The following is a 19,082-nucleotide window of genomic DNA, read 5'->3' as shown; positions in this document are numbered from 1 at the left end:
AATGGCACTTTCCCTCTTTTCGTCATGCCGCCGGAATTCAGACCGGGGTCCCTCAATGCGAAATTTCAATTAAGCTAAAATATTTGAACCGTAAATGCAACTATTTTTTGCTAAAGAAAAAATGGAGAAATATTGGTACATGCCGGAAGTGTTTTATAAGGAGCCTTCGTATCCCGCGATGCTGCGTATCATGCCGTTAAAAATAAAATAGTGCCACGGCAGAAGGGTGTACCAGTAGAGTCTTCCGGCCAGGCCTTTAGGGCGGAATGTGGCGGTCTGATGAAGATAGTAGCCATCTTCTTTCTGCGACAAAGAAAATTCAAGCCAGGCCTCGCCCGGGAGTTTCATTTCAGCATACAAAAGGAGCCTCATCCTGAGGCGGTCGGCAACCAGAACGCGCCAGAAGTCAAGGGTATCGCCCGGATAAAGTTCGGACCTGTTGGTGCGCCCGCGCCTTAAGCCCACGCCGCCTATTGCCTTATCCATAAATCCCCTGATCCCCCAGAGGAAATCCGCATAATACCAGCCCCTGGATCCTCCGATTGCCCAGATATTTTTCATTACCCTTTCGGGATCACGCGTAATTTTAAGTTCCTTTTTATCCGTAAAGCAGCCGTACTGAGGGATGTTGAGGTGGTCGTTAATAAGGAAGCGGTTTGTGCCGTAGTTAAAAGCATCTTTCCAGCTTGAGACAACTGAATCCTGCTCCACCTTACCGAAGGCAAGCCTGACGGCTTCTTTATAAGGCAGGAGATTTATTTTAAGCATCTCTGCCAGGCTGTTAGGCCTTCCGATTACTTCAACCTTCATGCTGTCCACCAGGTTCACGGCCAGGGGATAGGAAACAGAAGTTACAAAATAGAGCCAGTATGATGAAAGCCTGGGGGAAAGAAGCGGGAGTGTAAATATATATCTTTTAAGTCCTCTTATTTCCGCAAGTCCAAGGAGCATTTGCTTATAGGAAAGGACGTCGGGGCCTACAATGTCAAAAGTCTGGTTGTACGTTTCAGCCTTCAGCATTACGCCGGTCAGAAATTCGATAACATTTCTGATTGCAACGGGCTGGCTTTTTGTATTAACCCATCTGGGTGTAACCATAACGGGGAGTTTTTCCACGAGGTCGCGCATAATTTCAAATGAAGCGCTGCCCGAGCCGATGATTATGCCAGCTCTAAGGACAGTAAGGGGTATGCCGGAGGTTTTAAGCACTTCTTCAACGCTGCGTCTTGATAAAAGGTGGCGCGAGAGTTTCTTTTCGTTTGTAATTCCGCTTAAGTAAATTATCTGTTTTGCCTTAGAATTTTGAAGGAACTTAACGAAGTTCTCAGCCGATTGTTTCTCCATCTCCTGGAAGCTGCCTGTTGTTGAGGTCATGGAATGAATGAGGTAGAAAGCGGCGTCAAAATTTTCTGACGCGGCCGCGGCCGTTTCAGGCTTAAGGAAATCTATTTCAATTATCCTCAGCGTGCCCGGTTCAGCGGGAGAGGTCTGGTAGTGGAAGCGGTTTTTATCCCTCACGCAGCAGAAGACCTCATGCCCATCGGCAAGGAGGAAGGGGATGAGCCTTTTCCCAATGTAGCCGTTTGCCCCTGTAAGAAGAATTTTCATTTTACGTTCATGTGTGTTTTCAGATTAATTTACAATAAAAGGGTCATAATGGAAATGCAGGTTTTGGGGAATTGGATAGCAAACCGTGAAATTAAGGGCATTTAGAAAGACGCAGTTATTAAGCACCGGAGGGGTGTTTTGTTTGTAGCCGGGGGTGACCAAATTCACCGAAGGTGAATGCGGGAACCCCCGGGGGAAATGATCCCAAACCCCACCCCCGGAGCCGCGGCAGCCGCGACATATTTCCGTCCCATGATGAATGAATTTTATAAAATTGGGCTATCATTTATGGTTAGGCGGGATTTCCCCAATAGGTTTAACAATTATCCATACATGTCGCCCCTCCCGGGGCTCTTTTGTGTGGGGGGATCCGTTTCCCGGGGGTTCCCTCACCCCTCCGGGGTTTTGTCACCCCCGGCTACAAACAAAGCGCACCTCCGGTGCTTAGTGATTGCGTTATCCCGGATGTTCTATTTTCACATCTGGGACACCACATCATACCCTTAAATGTGTATACACCAAAGACCTTCGGGGGTAGTCAATATAAGAATGTTTAAATAAAAAAAATCCCGCACAGAAGGTATCCGTACGGGATTTGCGCATGGTTTGGTTTTCTTTAATTAATTGTTATATAAGCACAGTAACATGACTCAGCATCCGCCTACAACGCGTTTGGCTTTTGTTGTTGTTACTCCCGTGTTCTTTTTTGCTTCTTCTATAAGCTGAGGAATAATCTTTCTTGCTTTAGTCCTGAAGCGGTAAGTATCCGTTTCCTGTTTTGAATGGGCAACGCTCAGAGTATCGAAAGCAAGTATCTGATTCTTAAAGCTATCGAGGCCTCCTTTGAGCACCTTTATATTTTCGTAGCCGAGCTCCTGTGCGGCAGCGGCCATTTTTCTTGCCGTCAGCTCGTCAGAAGCAGTAAATATATTCATACGGCCTTTTAAGAGTAGGGCTTTTGAAGGCTCCTTTTCAAAAAGGCTGCCAGCCTTAAAGCTTACAGAGTTGGGCAGGTGGAACTTTGTAAATTCCACGGGGTTTCTGAAATCAAATATCTGGAGGTTCTCCTGCCTGTCCATTATCCTGAATGCAAGCTCATCGGAAGTGATTAAGTTTACGTTGTGCTTACTCAGGAAATCACTGTTTTCAACCTTCTCCAGCAGCGATTGCTCTCTTTCGGGGAACATAAAAGATGAAAGGGCAATTACTGCTCCAATCATGCCAAGGCTTACGTAATACGGTGTAAGTCTTACTGCGGGCTTCTTTACTCCGTTTACCTTGTTTTCAATTATTGAGGTAACCCAGAATGCAAAAAGTGCAACGGCGGTAAGAAGGAACGCGAAAAGCCCCTGCGGGACGTGCAGAGTATTAAAAATCTGTACGTTTCCCCAGTTTTGAGCTTTGTAAAGGCCTTCGAACATAGGGTAGCCTTCGGCAAAAACGAGCACGCCTAAAAAGGAACCGGCAACAAAGATAATTCCGTCAATTTTTCCTATTCCCATTGCACACAGACCCGTACCGGGGCAGAAGCCTCCGATGACAAAGCCTAAGCCCATGATAAGTCCGCCCACAATGGCCGACCAGAGGAATGTAGGATTGACAAATACTGAGCTCATATCCAGAATTCCAAAGTGTTCAAAGGCTATTACTCCCGCCATAGAAACCACGCCGGCGGTAAAAAATACTCTTAATACGGTAAAGTCGTAGCCGTAGAAGAGTCCGACAAGTTTTTTTGAAGTGGAAAATCCCGCCTGTTCTAGAATCGCGCCGAAGAGCATTCCAATAAAAAGCGCGACAACAAGGTTCAATTCATTTCCAATTAAGTCCGGAACTAGAGGTCCCATAATATAAATCTCCTGTTTCTTTTTATTTCCAAGTTTATATCCAAAGTTTCCTGAAAAAATACGCGAAGGCGTAAGCCCCGCCGAATATGGCCGCCATTGTAATTAAGCCGCCCGTCGATAGTACGGCCATACCGCTTAATGCAGCGCCGCTTGTGCATCCGCGGCCCAGCTGTGCCCCGAAGCTGAAGAGGGCTCCGCCGATTGCGGCAGTAGCAACTCTTGTCCTGCTGGTTGTATTTGGTCCGTGTTCTATCTTAAAGGCGAGGCGGTTGGATATTAGTCCTGAGATAAACGCGCCTATAACGACGCCCACGACTTCGAAGACGAGCCAGTTCATGAGCGGGCCTCCGGAGTGTTCGCCTGCATACTCCTTATAGAATTTTGCCGTTTCGGTGTGGTGTTTTGCTACGGTTTCAACGGCTGCAACGGTAAAGCCTTTAACTGCTCCGCTTGCGCCGAGGCCGCGTCCCGTGATATAAATTGTAGCCAGGAGCAGGAGACCCAGGAGGGTGCCTGCCAGGTAAGGATTCATATATTGTTTCTTTTCCACTTTAGTCCTCTTTAGAAATTTTATATTGATGAGATTTCTTCGGTTACTTCTTCAACTATTTTTTCTTCTTCCGCTTTGCCATTCTCCTCTTCCAGGTCCTCGTAGCCTGTAAGCATGGCTTTCAGGTTTGAGGTTATGGTTCTGCCTGTTGTAATGAGGTAAAGGTGCGTAATAATGAACGCCGCAAGAATAAATGCCGCAGCCGTATGAACGAGGGCGACAATTTCGAGCGAATGAATGTTCAAAGCTTCAACCCCGTACTTCTGCGGATAGCGGTAGAACATGTAAAGGAGTCCTGAGGTAACAGTTACAGGAATTACAAGTATCTTCAGGCAGAAGTAAGTCAGCTTCTGAAGGGGGTTAAGTTTACTAAGCACAGTCTTTTTTACCGGGTGCGGTGCATTCTTAAAAATGCCGAAGAGGTAGTAGTCGAGCTGCGCCTTTATATTTTTATACGTCGGTATGTACTGTCTCCACTCCCCTGTTGTAAGGTGCCAGAATATGGCAAAGGCGATCAGTATGAGGAACGCATAAGCCGCAATGTTGTGGTATTTGACGGCGTTTTCAAATCCGAAGAAGCTTACCGATCCGTGAATTTCAAAGCCGCTAAAGGCAAGGAACATGATCAGTATGGCCTGAGCCCAGTGCCAGAAGCGTTCGAATGCTTTATATACATATGATCTTCTCATTATTTCACTCCTTTCTTTTTAAGCTTTTGTGAACTTATGATTCTGAGCGTTCCGTGCAGAATGACCGCGATCAGTGAGGCCCAGAGGAGAAGTTTACCAAGTGTATCTATTACAGATGAATAGTTTCTTCCGGGCATATAAAAGTCATTCAGTCCCGCAAGGCGGCTGTTTTCGCGCGTGTGGCATTCATTGCATTTTACTGCATTTTCCTTGGTTGATACCATATGGTTAACCGGCCAGTTGCTTTCGGTTCTCATAAAAGACACTTTGCCGCTGAAAGGCAGGCCGGCGTCTTTCATTCCTGCCTCAGAAGCCGTCTGCCAGTTGAAGTCTTTCCAGAATGCTCCCTGGCCTTTATTTTCAGCAAAGAGTTTAGGCTGAATAAGGATGCTGTTTACGGGGTCGAACGGCTGGCGGGCCCTGTGAATTTTAACGGGAATGATCTTTGAATCAGGATCGTCGTAGTTTCCAGCAAGAGGATTAAGCACGAGAGGTTTTGTGGTGTCCTGAATTTTATCGCCCAGGAGGTAATGCGAGGCATTTCCGTTAAACCAGGCGTATTCGGGTTTCAGGTTATTTCCCCAGACAAAACTTCCCTTAATTGACATATAGGCGTGGTTGCCGCGGCTGTCTTCCTCAATATAAGGCTCACCATTCTTAAGTTTTCCTGCTGTGGACCAGTCCCAGCTTTCCTTTGTGGAGTTAGCCTTTGCGTATGTAGGTATATGGCAGGTCTGGCAGGCAACTTTAAGCGTATGCTCGTTTAATATATCGCTTTCGTGCGGTGTTTCAGTGTGGCACTGTTCGCATGTAACCCTGTTGCGGTTCATGGAAGAAAGCGAGTAAAGCTTGCCCGGGATATTATGTTTTTCCGTAACGTGGCAGTCGTCGCACTGCAGGTTAGCGCCATCGGCGGCCATATGGACGTCAATATCGCGCGTGGGCTGGAACATGGACTGCTCCAGGTCGCCATGTTTAACGTTATTGCCGCCGCCTCCGAAGAAGTGACATACGCCGCAGTTGGAGCGTTTGGAGCGGCCGACGTGCTGTGCAATATTATTTAAGTCGAGCGAAGGGTCGGGCGCCCCTCCTTTTTCGGGAGCCTTGGCGTAGGTTTCAGTGTTGTCGTGGCAGATAAGGCAGTCGATGTTCTTTGCATCGGAATAGTTCATCTTATCACCCGAAAGTCCGTATCCGATGTGGCATTTGGCGCAGCTTTCCTCGTTACCCTGCACGCCGATACAGAAATTGTTAATGGCATTTTTCTTTCCCACATAGACAACTCCGCGGCCCTGTACGTATTCTTCCCTTTCCCAGTTCCAGTGGTTTGATTTCATTACTTCGGTATGACGTTCATTATGGCAGCTGATGCAGGCTTCAGTTACTTTCTGAGGTGAAGTAAACTTAGCCCTGAGGATTGCAAATTTGGAATGGTCGACCGAAGGCGTATGCTTAACAGAATACTTAGCCTTCAGCTTCATAAGGCCGTCGGGCTCTTTTTCCTTTTTGGTGACCGTGCTGACGATTACTATTGCTGCAATACTTACAGCAGACAGTAGCAGGATTATTTTTCTCATGCAGTTATTTATCCTTGGATTGTTTTGATTCCTTTCTTATCTGATTTTCCGAAATTACTTTATACCCTAAACTTTATTTTCATGGACCCATTTGCCGAAGATGCCGACCAGGGTTTCGAGTGACTGGAACAGTTTTTCCTGCTCCTCCTCACTTACGCTGTCGAGCACTCTCTGGTGGAGGTCGAGGTAGCTCATATGAAGGTTATTGATAAAATGAGCGCATTTAGGGGCGGTGGAAACAATTACGTTTCTTTTATCATTCTGGTCCGCGCTCCTTACAAGCAGCTTTTTCCCCTCCAGGGAGCTTACGATATGTGTTATTCTGCCCGGCGTAAGGTGCAGAATGCTGCAAAGTTCTTTAATTGAAAGAGTTGAATTAAAGGCAAAGAGCTTCAGGAGTTTAACCTCGGCAGGCGAGAGATTAAAGCTGGCGGCAAAGTACTCCTCGCGTATATTACAGCTACGCGTAAGGCTGCATATGAGTTCCCCCAGCCTTTCGGCCTTCTCATTGTTTATTTTCATCAGCTGCTCTGTTATAAATTATTTTATGCCCTAAAATAATTTTTCCGGCATTAGCAAGCAAGTGAAAAAGAAAATATTTTTTTCTCCCCGGGTATCCGGCTTTTGCGATATAGGGTTTTTCAGGCTGGAATATAAAAAAGAAGGGGCAGGAGGTGAGTCCTGACCCGTTGTTGTGGAGTTTCGGGGCCGGGGGGAATTCCCCGGCACCATTTATATGGAAGCGGGAGGTGCCCGCGATTATATTACTGAAGGACAAGCCTTCCGTTACTCTTTACTGCAAAGTTTCTCTTTCCGGTTATCTGCCTGCTGCCGTCGTTTTCCCTCAGTTTGAATCTGGCTATCAGCTCCTGGAGGTTGACCGTAAGGCGGTTCAAGTCCTCGGCCGCACGGGCTATCTGTTCGGTTCCAGCGGCAGATTCCTGTGTAACGCTTGAGATCCCTTCGATATTCTTTGAGATCTGCTCCGCGGCGCTCGATTCCTCCTCGCTTGCAGCTGCAACCTGGTTAATGATGGAGGCAGATTTATCGGCTCCGTTGAAGATCTCCTTCAGCACCGCCTCAACCTCTTCGGTAAGCTTTCTGCCCTCTTCAACTGCTGCATTTGATTCGTGCATTGCTGTATCGGCATCATTGGCCTCTTTCTGAATTTCCTTAATAGTCTCGGCAATTTCCTTTGTAGCTTTGGTTGTGCGTTCGGCAAGTTTTCTTACCTCGTCGGCAACAACTGCAAAGCCTCTTCCCTGTTCGCCTGCACGGGCAGCCTCAATAGCGGCATTAAGTGCAAGTAAGTTGGTCTGGTCTGCAATGTCGTCAATAACCTGTGTAATCTCGCCTATCTGGTCCGTTTTATTGCTGAGCGAGGCTATAATTTCAGCCGTCCGTTTTGAAGACAGAACAATTCTGTTCATACCTTTCTTTGTATTTTCCACCTTTGAGACGCCCTCTTTTGTGGACTGGCTTGCCACCTGTGAGATCTTAAGAGCCTCATTTACGTCCTTGGTAGTTGCATATATGGTTCTTGTCATCTGTTCAACGGCGCCGGCAATTTCAGCCGCCTGCTGGCTCTGCTCCTGGCCTCCCGCGGCCATCTGCTCGCTGGAAGAAGATATTTCAGTTGCGGCGCTGGCGGTAGCCTGAACAGCCTCGTCAACTTCGCTAAGTGCCTGGCAGAAAGAATCCGCAAGAGAGTTAATGCTGTGTTTAATTTTTGAATAGTCGCCCGCATAATCGCCTGTCATTCTTGCCGTCAGGTTTCCCGAGGCGAGCACTTCGAGGAGTTTTCCTGAATCATTTATGGGTTCCACGACTGCCTCAAAAGTTTTATTAAGTCCTTCCACCAGTTCCCTGTATCCGCCCTTAAAGTTTTCGCTGCTGCCTCTTGCCGAAAGGTCGCCGTGCACGGCAGAATCGACCAGGCGGTTTGATTCACTGATTACCTCGCGGATTTTGCCGACAGCATTTTCAACAGAGCTGATCGTGCCCTGGACCTTTTGAATTATATCATTAAGCCTTGCCGAGAGCATTCCGATCTCATCTTTAGATTTTACTTCAAGGGGTTTTGTGCCTGTTTTGATTGTAACGGCCAGGTTACCCTCTGCAAGTTCAGAGCTTCCCTTCTGAAGGTTTGTAAGGCAGATCTCGTCGAGGCTTTTGAAGCGGTCGATCACCTTATGGACGCCCTTAGAGATATATCCTGCAATATAGAATGAAAGAAAAGTAGATACCGCAATGCCGAGTATGATAAGAGACAGCATAAGGGCAGTTGCGTTGCCGGCAACATCCGAATTAGTCTCTGCCAGTTCTTTTGCAACATCAAGCTTTACGGCAACCGCGTTATCGAATGCTTTCTCTGCGTTTGCGGCCTGGCTCCTCATTTCACCATAGAGCTCTGCAGTTGCCTCGGCGTCGCTGTTTAGTTTTGCAGAAGCAACAACGTGATCGAGTTTGGGGATGTACTTCTCGTATGCCGCTCTGAAATTGGTGAATGCCGATTCTCCTTTTTCAGAAATCAGCGATTTTGCAAATGTGTCCGATAGCCCGCTGATGTTTGCCTTTTCGCTATCTATGAGTCCGGCAAGCCTGTTTATCTCAGAGGGATCGTCTGCAATAATCATATCTCTTGCATAGATCCTGATTTTCTGGAAGGAGTCAGTCATCTTCTGAAGCTGTGAGACAGGGATGACCATTTTTTCATACATGCGTGTATCCTGTGAGCTTACCTTCTCTATTTTTGATATCCCTACAAATCCGATTAACGTGGCATTTAAGGAGATCAGAGAGAAGCCGATCAGGAGTTTTGATTTCAGGTTGAGGTTAGTAAACCATTTCATAATTATCTCTCATTTCTGTTTGATTATGTTTCAAAATTATTGCTCTGCGGTTCTAAAGGCCACAGAGACTTTTGTAAATTCGCCCGGGCGGCTTTCAATATCCATTGATCCGCCGCATATGTCTAGAATATTTTTAATTGATGCCAGTCCCAGTCCGTTACCGTTCTGCTGGGCGAAGTCGCGGTTGAACTGAGTAAAAGGGGCCAGAGAAATGATCTGGGAGCGTGTCATTCCTATGCCCGAGTCCTCCACTTCGAGTCTGAAAGTTTTGTCTTCGCAGAAGGAGCTGATATTAATGCTGCTACGGGGTTCAGAGAACTTCATTGCATTTTCCACAAGTCCGTTTACAATAAGATCCATGAAGAAGGATGTCATATGCACCGGGGTGTTACAGATCTTAAGGATTTTAAGGTCATCTTTTCTTTCAGATTCAGCCACAAAGGCAAGGGCTGAAGTTTTAATTGCGTCGCCCGGGTTTTTGAGGACTGTGTTATAGCACTGCAGTCTGAACTCGGGATTTTTAGCAATGAGTTCAGTTTCCAGGAACGTCAGGAACTTCTCGATAGTAGCGTGGAGCCTGAGGCTGCCGTTTTTAATTCTTCCGACCATTGTAATGATCTCCTCGGGTTTAAGGAGTTCAAAGTCGTTAAGTATGATGTCAGAGAACCCTGCAATTGACACGAGAGGGGTCCGCAGTTCGTGGGGGATATATTTTGTAATATTGTCAGTTATATTTTTTATTTTCTCGTCGAGTTTTCTTTTTTTCTCGAGCCTGGTATTTATAGCCTTAAGGAGGTCACTGAGTCTGAAGGGTTTGGTTATATAGTCATCTGCGCCCAGGTTCATCCCCACTCTCATATCGGAGAGGCTGACCTTTGCAGTAAGGAAAATAAAAGGGATTGTGGAAGTAAGGGGGTTTTTCTGAACTTCCTCAAGGACTGCAATTCCATCCATTTCAGGCATCATAATATCCGAGATAATAAGGTCGGGGTAGCTGCTGTTGACGAGCTCGAGTCCCGCGCGGCCGTTTGCGGCTTCGAGAACGCTATAGCCCACGCCGGAGAGCAGGTCGCATATGCTGGTTCTTACGTGTTCTTCATCTTCAATAACGAGTATCTTTTCCATTTACCTTTCCAAGAGTTAATTAATATTTCCGGTGCAATATTAAGTCAGCGGCAAGGGAAATAGAATAAGTTTTAAGTAAGCGCAACAAATGGAAAGTAAGCGCGACATTAGGGAGATGAAGATTAGTGAGAGGTGTGCGGGCGGTTTTTACTTGTGGCCAGCCGGCGGTTTAAAATGGGGAAAGCCCCGGTCAGACGATTTCGGGCTTTTTTTAAGTGCGGAGAGACAGTCCCGATAGCTATCGGGATCCGGATGTTCTGAAATCCTTCGAATCCAGCTCAAAAACGCAATATTTTAAAAGGCTGTGACCAAATTGTGACCAGGAGGTTTTTGAAAATTCTAAACCAGTTTCTGTCCTGTTGAAAGAATTTCCTTCACGAATGGGTTATCCTCTGTAAAGTCTTCGGTCTTAAATGGGTGTACTTCAAGATCAATTGAAGACTTAAGAATGTATTTATTCATTTTCTTCTTATCAAAGAATCTGCTCCCCTCGAATTTATCGGACACTACTGCCAAGTCAATGTCGCTGTATTCTCCAGGATTCCCCTTGGCGTACGAGCCAAAGAGATAAACACTCTTAAGAGGGAATTCATCCGAGACAAGGCTGATGAATCTCGTTACAATATTATTTATATCTGACTGGCTATACATTTGTGCAGTTCCTTTATCTTTTGGATATATCCTTCAGCAAATTCCTTTGTGCATTTCTTATGAAAATCGAACTTATAATCAGGATACCTGGCTTCCAGATTAAAATCATTTATTTCAAGCATCAGCATCGCCTCATCATCAGTCATTGGATATTTTGCTTCATCAGCGATCTTCTTCAGGTTATGAGACTTTGGAGGAATATCGCCCGGATTATTCTTGACCCAGAGTGCCTTCAGGATCTTTTCCAAAGACAGATGACCTATAAATAAAGCCCAGTCATAACTTCCGGAATTGAAGTTATTCATCATCGAAGTCATGTCGTCATCCGATGTTTTGATCCAGTACTTTATGTAATCCTGTTTATTCACGGTGCCCTGTTTTATTGATATTCAAATATAATAATATAGAATTATAAAATAAATCTTATTTCAGAACCCGGCAGAGGTGCATCTTCCACTCCCGCCATCGGATAATCATGTTGAGAGATGAATTGGTATAATGAAGTTTTCTAATTCTCTTTAAGCATTGGGTTATATGTGATTCTGCTACTTAGGAATAATTTGGGGGAAATATAAGATTGAAAATGCTCTGAATATATGTATCCATAACCAGGGGACAAAAACTCTTCGGTATAAAAATTGACATCGGTAAATCTCATTCGGTAATGATAACATCTATACCGTCCAAATTCCGTAGTTATGGTTGTATCAATTGATATGACTTCCCTATAGGCATTTCCGGCTACAAAAAATTTATCTCCCACTTTAGCAGGATATTTGTATTGTAGAAAATTCCCGCCCCAAATATTATAAACAAAACCGCTATCTGTATTCATACATAAATATTGCAAACCATTTTCCCTTTGAAAGATATGAAATGTGCTCGAATCCTGATTAGTATTTCCTACTATTGTCATTCCCAAAAAGGAGGTTGAAAAAATATTACCGCTGGTATCTATTAATTCAGCCTTCCCAAGCCATTGATTTCCAACATTTAATGGTATAATATAAGTTTTCTCTTCTGGTGTTACAGGATTATCTTTATTGCTCTTGCATCCAGTTGTCAATAATAGAAATATCAAAAAATATTTTATGGCTTTCATAAACCACCTTTTTGTCCTGTTAGAAGAGTAATTCATTCTTTGAAAATGAAAAAGCCCAAAATCATACGGCTTGGTGCTTTCTTTTAAGTGCGGAGAGACAGTCCCGATAGCTATCGGGATCCCGATGTTCTGAAATCCTTCGAATCCAGCTCAAAAACGTAATATTTTAAAATGTGGTAACCAAATTGTGACCAGGAGGTTTTTGAAATTCTCTCAGGCAGCTTTATAGTCCCTTACATCAACAACAACACCTTTTTCAAATGAGTCATTTGCAATTGAAAGCAGGGCAGCAGTGGTCTTGTCATTTACATATTCCTCACCACAATTCTGACAGATCCCTGCCGGAACATTCTTAAAGACGATTACAAATTCACCTCTCGTAAGAGTTACAACTGTACGCCCGGGTTGAGTTTCACCGCTTTTACAAATTACACATTTCATTGCATGCTTCAGTACTTCCAATATATCATTTTCACTGATATTCCGTTCAAACATTCTTTGAACAGCATGAACTCTATATTTAACTATTAATCCTTCCATCTTAAATGCAATATTAAATAATTTCTTGAATTAGTCAAAGTCTCGGATTTATAATAATTTAGATAATTCAGCCTAAATTCCAGATATTACAGTCAAAGCCCTTGAATTGTTTTTTATTATAAACCGGACAAGGTCCCATAAATAAAAGGAATATTTGCTGCTAAATAAATAAAGATGTACAAATATTGGAATAACATTAGACCTTTTAGAAAAACCGACATCAAATAATTAACAAGAATATTAAATCCAAAATACAGCAATAATTCTATAAAAAGGTTTTGTATTAAATTTCGGATTATGTTTTCACGGAAAGGCAAAACAAACATAATGTAACTGAAACTCCAGTATTTGGGCATGTAAAAGTAGAACTGATATGATAAAGAAATAATACAGAATATTGTTGCAAGAATTAATACCTGGTTCCAATATTTTTCCATGAGAATTGACATTTTAGAATTCATTTCCCGCCATTGATGACCTCAAAAAGATATTTGCAAGTAGGATAGTGAAAATTGGGAAAATCAGCATTATTGTCAAGTATTTAATCAATATGTATATATGGTGACGAGGGGCGTTTTCGGAAAATTATTTGGGAAAAGATATTTTTGGGGAGGGACTGCGCAATGCGGGATTTTCTCCGGAGGATCTGGGGCTAAAGCCCAAATATTTTTTGTCCCCTATTCCACGAGCTAAAGCTCGTGGCTATTCAGGCCGTGGCAAACGTGTTAATTCAATATCTGGCTTTTGATTCTGGAGGCGTAGCGCTGGCTGATGGTGAAGGGCTCAGTAACGCCTTTTAGTTTTACCATGAATGATCTCTGGTACCACTTCTCAACCTTCTCGATAAAATTAAGGTTTATTATGGTGGAGCGGTGAATTCTCAGGAATGAGGATGCGGGGAGCACCTCTTCCCATTCTTTTAAGAGGCGGTGAATAAACACTTTGCCGCCGTCGGAAAGATAGACATTCGAGTATTCGCTTTCGGCACAGATGCATACAATTTCGCCCACTTTTATAAACTGCGCCTTGGGACCCGATGATATGAAAAGCCTCTCGTCCTCGCGGAGTATTCTTGGAGACTCTTCTTTTTCCTCTTCGGGCATCTGGAGCGAGAAAATTTCCCTGATCTTTTCGGATTTGTTGAGCCTTGCTTCAATTGCATTCAGAAGCTGAACCGCCCTGAAGGGTTTAACCAGGTAATCATCGGCGCCAAGTTCCATGCCCGTCCTCATATCGGGCATTTCGGCTTTTGCGGAGAGGAAAATAAAAGGAATTGCCGCCGTATTGTTGCTTTTGGAAAGCTCGCTGATCACCTCATAGCCGTCCATGAGGGGCATCATTATGTCGCATATTATAAGGTCGGGCAGTATTTCTCTTGCGAGTGAAACACCTTCCCTGCCGTCGCCGGCCGAAAAGACCTTATAGTTTTTCTCTTCCAGCAGGTCTCTTATGCTTGTTCTTACAGAATGCTCGTCTTCTATTACAAGTATTTTTTTCATAAAGGTTTTGTTTTCCAGGGCGGTAAAGCCAATTTTAAGAATGAGGCCCCCTAATATATGCTCAAAAGCCCTTCAGGGCAACAGAAATCATTATGTATAAGAATATTTTTAAGAACCGAACCGGAGCCTGACGTGGACAGCCGTTCCTTTGTTCTCCTGGCTGTCGATGCTCATGGTGCCGTGGTGAAGTTCCACGGATCTTTTAACAATTGACATTCCGAGTCCCGTGCCGTGTATTGCGGTTGTATTGCCGGCGCGGTAGAAAGGTTCAAACAGCCTGCCCTTATCCGCCTCAGGAATTCCGATGCCTTCATCAATTACGTCTATGAGGATGTTATTGCCTTCAGCATTTACGTTCAGGATTATTTTCCCTCCGTCAGGTGAATATTTAACGGCATTTGAAAGGAGGTTTGAAATTATATGCCGTACATGTTTGGGATCGATAGAAAAAACTTTCTGTTCCGGTTTATAGTTAAAGATAAAGGAGTGGTTTCCGGAGGAAGAAATCCTGGCGCTGTCCAGGAGTTCGGAGCATAGTTCCAGGAAGTTGGTTTTTGAAGGTGCGAACTGGTTTTTCCCCTCCTCGTTCCGGCTTATTACGAGCACGTCATCCAGGAGTTCCTTCATATACTCCACGCCCTTCTGTATCTTAGCGATATGCTCCATATATTTTTCTTCCTTCCACTGGCGTCCAAACATTTCAAGCAGGTCGGCCGATGCCAGTATGGAAGTAAGCGGTGTGCGGAATTCATGTGAAGACATGGAAATAAAGCTGCTTTTAAGCTCATTTAATTCCTGCTCTTTTTCAAGTGCCGTTTGGATTTTTTCCTGGAGCTTTTTCTGTTCTGAAATATCAATCATTATGCCTATAGTTCCGCCTATGGAGCCGTCGGCCGCGAGGTATGTGGCCTCGTTTACAAGTACAGCGAAGGGTTCCCCGTTCTCCATGGTGCGGATAAGTTCAGCTGATATATGTCCCGGCTCTTTAAGAAGGGAGTTTTCAATTTCAAGGATTTTATCGAGCAGCTCGGGCGGGACAAAATCTTCCGCCCTTTTATTTTTAATATCTTCTAGTTTCCTGCCGAAATGCTTTTCATAAGCCTCATTACAGTCTGTCACCCTTCCATGCCTGTCCTTTATAAGGAGAGGGTTGGGAATAGTTTTTATGAGCGTCTGCAGGAACCGGAGGTGGTTCTGAATTTTCTCTTCAGCGGCCTCATGTTTTTCAATCTGTATGCTGAGGAGCTGGTTAACCTGGCGTAAGGATTCGGTTCTTTGTTCAACGAGCTGTTCAAGGTGGTCGCGGTAGCCTGCAAGGCGGAGTTCGGTTTCCTTTCTATCTGTAATATCCTCCTTTACCGCAACGAACTGTGTTACTTCACCCAGTGAATTTTTTATAGGGAAGATGCTTGCGTGTTCCCAGAAGAGCTCTCCGTTTTTCCGCCTGTTGCAGAACTCCCCTCTCCAGTGATGGCCGGTGCTCAGTTTGCCCCAGAGCTCTTTGTACTGCCTTTGGGGAGTAAGGCCGCTTTTGAGCATGCCGGGGTCAGAGCCGATAGTTTCCTCGATTGAATAACCGGTTACCTCAGAAAACCTCGGGTTTACATATTCTATTTTGCCTTTTTTATCGGTTATGAGGGTCATTACGGGGCTCTGTTCGACGGCAAGAGAGAGTTTGTGAATTTCCTCCTCCTGTTTTTTCTTTTCAGTTATATTCCTCACGAGCAGGAGGAGCTTATCATGGCCGCATTTAACGACGCGGGCTTCATAGAAGAAGAGGCTGCCATCGAGGGCGAGCGGGAAATCCATAACAAACATTTTCCCGTCTCTCAAAACCTCTTCAAAAGAGAGCCTGTTTTTTTCCGTATCCAGCTCAGGCAGGACCCGGCTGACATGTTTGCCTATAAAATCCCTTAACGGGAATTCAGAAGAATTTCCCTCCGGGACGTGGGAATCGAGGAAGATCCCCTCGCTGTCCATAAGGAGTATCATATCGGGGATTGCCGTAAGCAGGGCATTATTCTGAGCGATGGTTTCTTTATTTAACCTTAGTAGAAGATCCTTGTCGTGTCTGATTAAGGCGATATCCCTTCCAAGGCAAAGAATAGCCTTTTGTCCGAAGTGGTCCACCAGCTGCGCGGCTATTTCCATAGGGACCGGGTGCCCGTCTTTCCTGAGGTAAACAGATTCAAAGAGGGCAGACCCGTTTGAGGTAATATCACGGAGCCTTTTTTTGGCAAGCGGGAAATTAGCCGGGACGCATACATCCCACACGCTCATGTTGAGCATCTCTTCCCTGGTGTACAGAAGTCTTCTGCAGGCCTCTTCATTTGCATCAATAAACTTTCCATCGGTTTCGAGTAAAACGACGGCATCGGAGGCATTATTGATAAAAACCGTACCATTGGGCAGGCTAGGGTCCTGATTGAAGCCTGATTCTGAAAGTGTTTTTTCGATGCGTACGTGCTCCGTAATATTTATATGCATTATAACGGCGCATTTCTCCCCTTTATATTGAAAAGGGGTAACGAAAAGTCTGAACCAGCGTTTTTCCTGATCGGAGTGGCAGGGGTACTCGAGTGTAAAGCGGGGTGAAAGCCCCCCGAGGACATTTTTTATTCCTTTTGACGCACTTTCAGCCTGGGCCTCGCCCTGGGCTTTCCCGCACACTTCCAGGTAATTCAGGCCGAGATAATAATTCCCGGAAGGAGCGTCGTTTTCAGAAGCAAAGCGTTTCCACAAGCTATTAACGGCAATAATTTCCCCTGAATGATTAATAAGCGCTATATTAGCAGGAATGCAGTCGAGAATTCCCTCGGCAAGTTCAGAAAAGCTCCTTAAATCCGCGTCCTTTTCCTGTTTTGATATACTGCCGGGCACGTTTTTCTGCAGGCCCGCAGCATCTGAAGAGTCTTTTAGAAGGTTAAGCTCATTTTTAAGAGCTTCCAGTTCCTCAATAAGTTCTTTTTTTGTTTTGTTTTTGTACGTCATCCCGTCCATTCTCAGAATATCCCATATATAATCGGCGGGTATCGTCATTTATTTAGCAGGAAAGCAGGAAAGAGGGGTAAAAAAGTGAGAAAGCCCCGGATAAAATAAGCTCCGGGGCTTTTCAGGTAATTACTGGGATGTATAGCCGCCGTCGATTGTATAGTAGGAGCCTGTAACAAAAGAGGCTTTAGGCGAGCTAAGCCAGAGTGCAAGTTCAGCCACTTCCTCGGGCCTGCCGAGGCGTCCTATAGGATGAAGCGAGGAGAGGGACTTCATAGTTGCCTCATCGAGGTTATTATCGAGCAGGGGTGTTGAAATAAAGCCCGGGCCAATTGCATTAACGCGTATATTTTTAGATGCGTATTCAATTGCGGCGTTTTTTGTAAGTCCCACAACACCGTGTTTTGCAGCTACATATGCTGAAGAGTTCGTGAAACCTACCATTCCGAGTATTGAAGCCATATTTACTATGCTTCCGCTGCCACTTCTAAGCATCTGCTGGAGCTGGAAGTGCATTCCGTAGAAGACTCCGGAGAGGTTAATTGCAATTACCTTATCCCATCCGTCGATCGGGTACTGGTCGATTGATGCCGAAGGGCCGCCGATGCCCGCATTATTGCATGCGATATCGAGGCTGCCAAAGCGGGAGACGGTCTGTTCAACCAGCATCTGGTGGTCCCTGGGGTTTGCGGTATCTGCCCTTATAAAGATTGCTTCTCCCCCATGCTTTTGAATAGCGGAAACGGTTTCATTGCCTCCTTTTTCGCTGATATCGGAGACGACCACTTTAGAGCCTTCGGATGCGAAGCGCATTGCGATTGCGCGCCCAATACCGGAGCCGGCTCCGGTAACAATTGCCACTTTATTATCTAGTTCATTCATTTTAAAATCGTTTCTTAAGTTTGTAAATTTTTGTTAATTAAGGTTTTATTGTGGGGGTGTTTTCGTTCTACCGGCTTACCCGCAAGGTATTGTTTTAGGAGTATATTCGTTAATTTTAATATCTTATTTTTGTCAGCTTAATCGTATTCTTTCATGTTAAAGATACCGTGCCGGAGGTTAAAGTCATTATTTTATGCCCCGGGGGATGCGTGCTTTGCATTCAATTATTTAGAAATCAAAGAAAGACAGAACGGAGTTTTTTCAGATGGTATTATACATTGCAGGAGGAATTGTTTTTTTATTAAACCTGCCATTCGGTTTCTGGCGTTCCAGGGTAAAGAAGTTTTCCCTTCAGTGGTTTCTGGCCATACACGCGCCTGTGCCGCTGGTATATGCAATAAGGATGTACGCAGGCATAAGCTGGCACCTGGCAACGTTTCCGGTTCTTATAGGTTCTTTTTTTCTGGGGCAGTATGTGGGAAACAGGGTCAATAGGTCCGACGTCCAACGTCCGACGTCCGACGGGAAGGCAGGTTCGACGTTCGGAGTTCGAGGGGCGCATGGCGGTGCGCCCGAATGATTAAGCTTATCCCCTTTCGTTGTATTTTATGGCGTTGCCTCGGGAGAGTTCGACGGGGTATTTGGCTTTGTTAATTTTCATTTTCCTTTTGGCGGCTTCAACGGGATCTAAATTCAGCCTGTCGCAGATAAAGATCAGATAGGCCATTATATCGCCAATTTCCTCTTCGGCACGTTTCAGCTTTACGGCGTCGAGATTCAGGCTTTCCTCTTCAGTCATCCACTGGAATAATTCAAGCAGTTCGGAGGCTTCCACGCTTAAGGCCATTGAGAGATTTTTCGGCGAGTGGAACTTTACCCAGTCGCGCTCTTCCCTGAAATCCGTCAGAAGTTTTTTTAATTCATTCATAATTTATCTCAATTTATTCTTTTAATCCGGCTATGTAAAATTATCAAAATTCATTTGAAATAGGAGATAATTTTTCATCGAAAACCCGCCGTGGAGTCTTGTTTATTTTACGGCAACAGCTTAAGTTTAGCCAAGCATAAGAATCGCAAGTTAATTACGATCCTGAATTGTCACATTATTAACGGGTGAACATGATGAAATTAAGGTTACTGTTTTTTTCGACTCTTATTATTTGTTCTTCACT

The 19,082-nt window shown here is 44.8% G+C and carries 16 protein-coding genes and 1 pseudogene; 1 reads left to right on the top strand and 16 read right to left on the bottom strand.

The genetic code is table 11. The features are described from left to right. Positions 1-153: 153 nt before the first annotated feature. The 15 genes from HF312_10975 to HF312_10905 all read right to left on the bottom strand — a co-directional run bounded on the left by HF312_10975 (position 154) and on the right by HF312_10905 (position 17,910). Complete coding sequence (locus tag HF312_10975) at positions 154-1,608, bottom strand: SDR family oxidoreductase (GenBank protein ID MCU7520726.1); 1,455 nt, start codon at positions 1,606-1,608, stop codon at positions 154-156. A 650-nt stretch (positions 1,609-2,258) separates the two neighbouring features. Further along, positions 2,259-3,452: a YeeE/YedE family protein gene (locus tag HF312_10970; GenBank protein ID MCU7520725.1), complete on the bottom strand. Its 1,194-nt coding sequence runs from the start codon at positions 3,450-3,452 to the stop codon at positions 2,259-2,261. Positions 3,453-3,486: 34 nt separating this feature from the next. Further along, positions 3,487-3,984: a YeeE/YedE family protein gene (locus HF312_10965; protein MCU7520724.1), complete on the bottom strand. Its 498-nt coding sequence runs from the start codon at positions 3,982-3,984 to the stop codon at positions 3,487-3,489. A 38-nt stretch (positions 3,985-4,022) separates the two neighbouring features. Next, positions 4,023-4,691, bottom strand: coding sequence for a cytochrome b (locus HF312_10960; GenBank protein ID MCU7520723.1), 669 nt, complete (start codon positions 4,689-4,691; stop codon positions 4,023-4,025). Beyond that, complete coding sequence (locus tag HF312_10955; protein ID MCU7520722.1) at positions 4,691-6,268, bottom strand: tetrathionate reductase family octaheme c-type cytochrome; 1,578 nt, start codon at positions 6,266-6,268, stop codon at positions 4,691-4,693. The genes HF312_10960 and HF312_10955 overlap by 1 nt, the downstream gene beginning before the upstream one ends. Before the next feature lie 66 nt (positions 6,269-6,334). Further along, a complete protein-coding gene (locus tag HF312_10950) occupies positions 6,335-6,790 on the bottom strand; it encodes a MarR family transcriptional regulator (protein MCU7520721.1) in 456 nt (151 codons plus the stop codon). 242 nt (positions 6,791-7,032) lie between these two features. Beyond that, positions 7,033-8,664, bottom strand: a complete 1,632-nt coding sequence (locus tag HF312_10945) for a methyl-accepting chemotaxis protein (GenBank protein MCU7520720.1) — start codon at positions 8,662-8,664, stop codon at positions 7,033-7,035. A gap of 492 nt (positions 8,665-9,156) precedes the next feature. After that, positions 9,157-10,245, bottom strand: coding sequence for a hybrid sensor histidine kinase/response regulator (locus tag HF312_10940; GenBank protein ID MCU7520719.1), 1,089 nt, complete (start codon positions 10,243-10,245; stop codon positions 9,157-9,159). A gap of 339 nt (positions 10,246-10,584) precedes the next feature. Continuing rightward, positions 10,585-10,896: a nucleotidyltransferase domain-containing protein gene (locus HF312_10935; protein ID MCU7520718.1), complete on the bottom strand. Its 312-nt coding sequence runs from the start codon at positions 10,894-10,896 to the stop codon at positions 10,585-10,587. Further along, a complete protein-coding gene (locus HF312_10930; protein ID MCU7520717.1) occupies positions 10,875-11,264 on the bottom strand; it encodes a HEPN domain-containing protein in 390 nt (129 codons plus the stop codon). The genes HF312_10935 and HF312_10930 overlap by 22 nt, the downstream gene beginning before the upstream one ends. Before the next feature lie 140 nt (positions 11,265-11,404). Beyond that, entirely contained in the window at positions 11,405-11,998 is a 594-nt protein-coding gene (locus tag HF312_10925) for a hypothetical protein (protein ID MCU7520716.1), read from the bottom strand. 213 nt (positions 11,999-12,211) lie between these two features. Then, positions 12,212-12,493: a type II toxin-antitoxin system MqsA family antitoxin gene (locus HF312_10920; GenBank protein MCU7520715.1), complete on the bottom strand. Its 282-nt coding sequence runs from the start codon at positions 12,491-12,493 to the stop codon at positions 12,212-12,214. Positions 12,494-13,263: 770 nt separating this feature from the next. Then, positions 13,264-14,037 carry a response regulator transcription factor gene (locus HF312_10915; protein MCU7520714.1) on the bottom strand — a complete coding sequence of 258 codons (774 nt, stop codon included), beginning with the start codon at positions 14,035-14,037 and terminating at the stop codon, positions 13,264-13,266. A gap of 108 nt (positions 14,038-14,145) precedes the next feature. After that, positions 14,146-17,028, bottom strand: coding sequence for a PAS domain S-box protein (locus HF312_10910; protein MCU7520713.1), 2,883 nt, complete (start codon positions 17,026-17,028; stop codon positions 14,146-14,148). A gap of 129 nt (positions 17,029-17,157) precedes the next feature. Continuing rightward, positions 17,158-17,910, bottom strand: coding sequence for a glucose 1-dehydrogenase (locus HF312_10905; protein ID MCU7520712.1), 753 nt, complete (start codon positions 17,908-17,910; stop codon positions 17,158-17,160). A gap of 265 nt (positions 17,911-18,175) precedes the next feature. Here HF312_10905 and HF312_10900 point away from each other — a divergent pair. Then, a pseudogene (locus HF312_10900) lies at positions 18,176-18,391 on the top strand (hypothetical protein). A 105-nt stretch (positions 18,392-18,496) separates the two neighbouring features. Here the strand turns inward: HF312_10900 and HF312_10895 are convergent. Continuing rightward, on the bottom strand, positions 18,497-18,838 hold the full coding sequence (locus HF312_10895) for a nucleotide pyrophosphohydrolase (GenBank protein ID MCU7520711.1): 342 nt from the start codon (positions 18,836-18,838) through the stop codon (positions 18,497-18,499). Between the last annotated feature and the right edge of the window lie 244 nt (positions 18,839-19,082).

The organism is Ignavibacteria bacterium (assembly GCA_025612375.1).
Classification (GTDB): domain Bacteria; phylum Bacteroidota; class Ignavibacteria; order Ignavibacteriales; family SURF-24; genus JAAXKN01.
The sequence above is the reverse complement of the archived record's forward strand: the minus strand, read 5'-3'. Positions and strand labels throughout refer to the sequence as shown.

Excerpts from the sequence above, each read along its gene's own strand:
- HF312_10945 (MCU7520720.1), bottom strand. The coding sequence starts at position 8,664 with ATGAGGAGCCAGGCCGCAAACGCAGAGAAAGCATTCGATAACGCGGTT.
- HF312_10925 (MCU7520716.1), bottom strand. The coding sequence starts at position 11,998 with ATGAAAGCCATAAAATATTTTTTGATATTTCTATTATTGACAACTGGA.
- HF312_10965 (MCU7520724.1), bottom strand. The coding sequence starts at position 3,984 with ATGAATCCTTACCTGGCAGGCACCCTCCTGGGTCTCCTGCTCCTGGCT.
- HF312_10955 (MCU7520722.1), bottom strand. The coding sequence starts at position 6,268 with ATGAGAAAAATAATCCTGCTACTGTCTGCTGTAAGTATTGCAGCAATA.
- HF312_10905 (MCU7520712.1), bottom strand. The coding sequence starts at position 17,910 with ATGAATGAACTAGATAATAAAGTGGCAATTGTTACCGGAGCCGGCTCC.
- HF312_10970 (MCU7520725.1), bottom strand. The coding sequence starts at position 3,452 with ATGGGACCTCTAGTTCCGGACTTAATTGGAAATGAATTGAACCTTGTT.
- HF312_10940 (MCU7520719.1), bottom strand. The coding sequence starts at position 10,245 with ATGGAAAAGATACTCGTTATTGAAGATGAAGAACACGTAAGAACCAGC.
- HF312_10895 (MCU7520711.1), bottom strand. The coding sequence starts at position 18,838 with ATGAATGAATTAAAAAAACTTCTGACGGATTTCAGGGAAGAGCGCGAC.
- HF312_10960 (MCU7520723.1), bottom strand. The coding sequence starts at position 4,691 with ATGAGAAGATCATATGTATATAAAGCATTCGAACGCTTCTGGCACTGG.
- HF312_10910 (MCU7520713.1), bottom strand. The coding sequence starts at position 17,028 with ATGACGTACAAAAACAAAACAAAAAAAGAACTTATTGAGGAACTGGAA.
- HF312_10915 (MCU7520714.1), bottom strand. The coding sequence starts at position 14,037 with ATGAAAAAAATACTTGTAATAGAAGACGAGCATTCTGTAAGAACAAGC.
- HF312_10975 (MCU7520726.1), bottom strand. The coding sequence starts at position 1,608 with ATGAAAATTCTTCTTACAGGGGCAAACGGCTACATTGGGAAAAGGCTC.
- HF312_10950 (MCU7520721.1), bottom strand. The coding sequence starts at position 6,790 with ATGAAAATAAACAATGAGAAGGCCGAAAGGCTGGGGGAACTCATATGC.
- HF312_10935 (MCU7520718.1), bottom strand. The coding sequence starts at position 10,896 with ATGTATAGCCAGTCAGATATAAATAATATTGTAACGAGATTCATCAGC.
- HF312_10920 (MCU7520715.1), bottom strand. The coding sequence starts at position 12,493 with ATGTTTGAACGGAATATCAGTGAAAATGATATATTGGAAGTACTGAAG.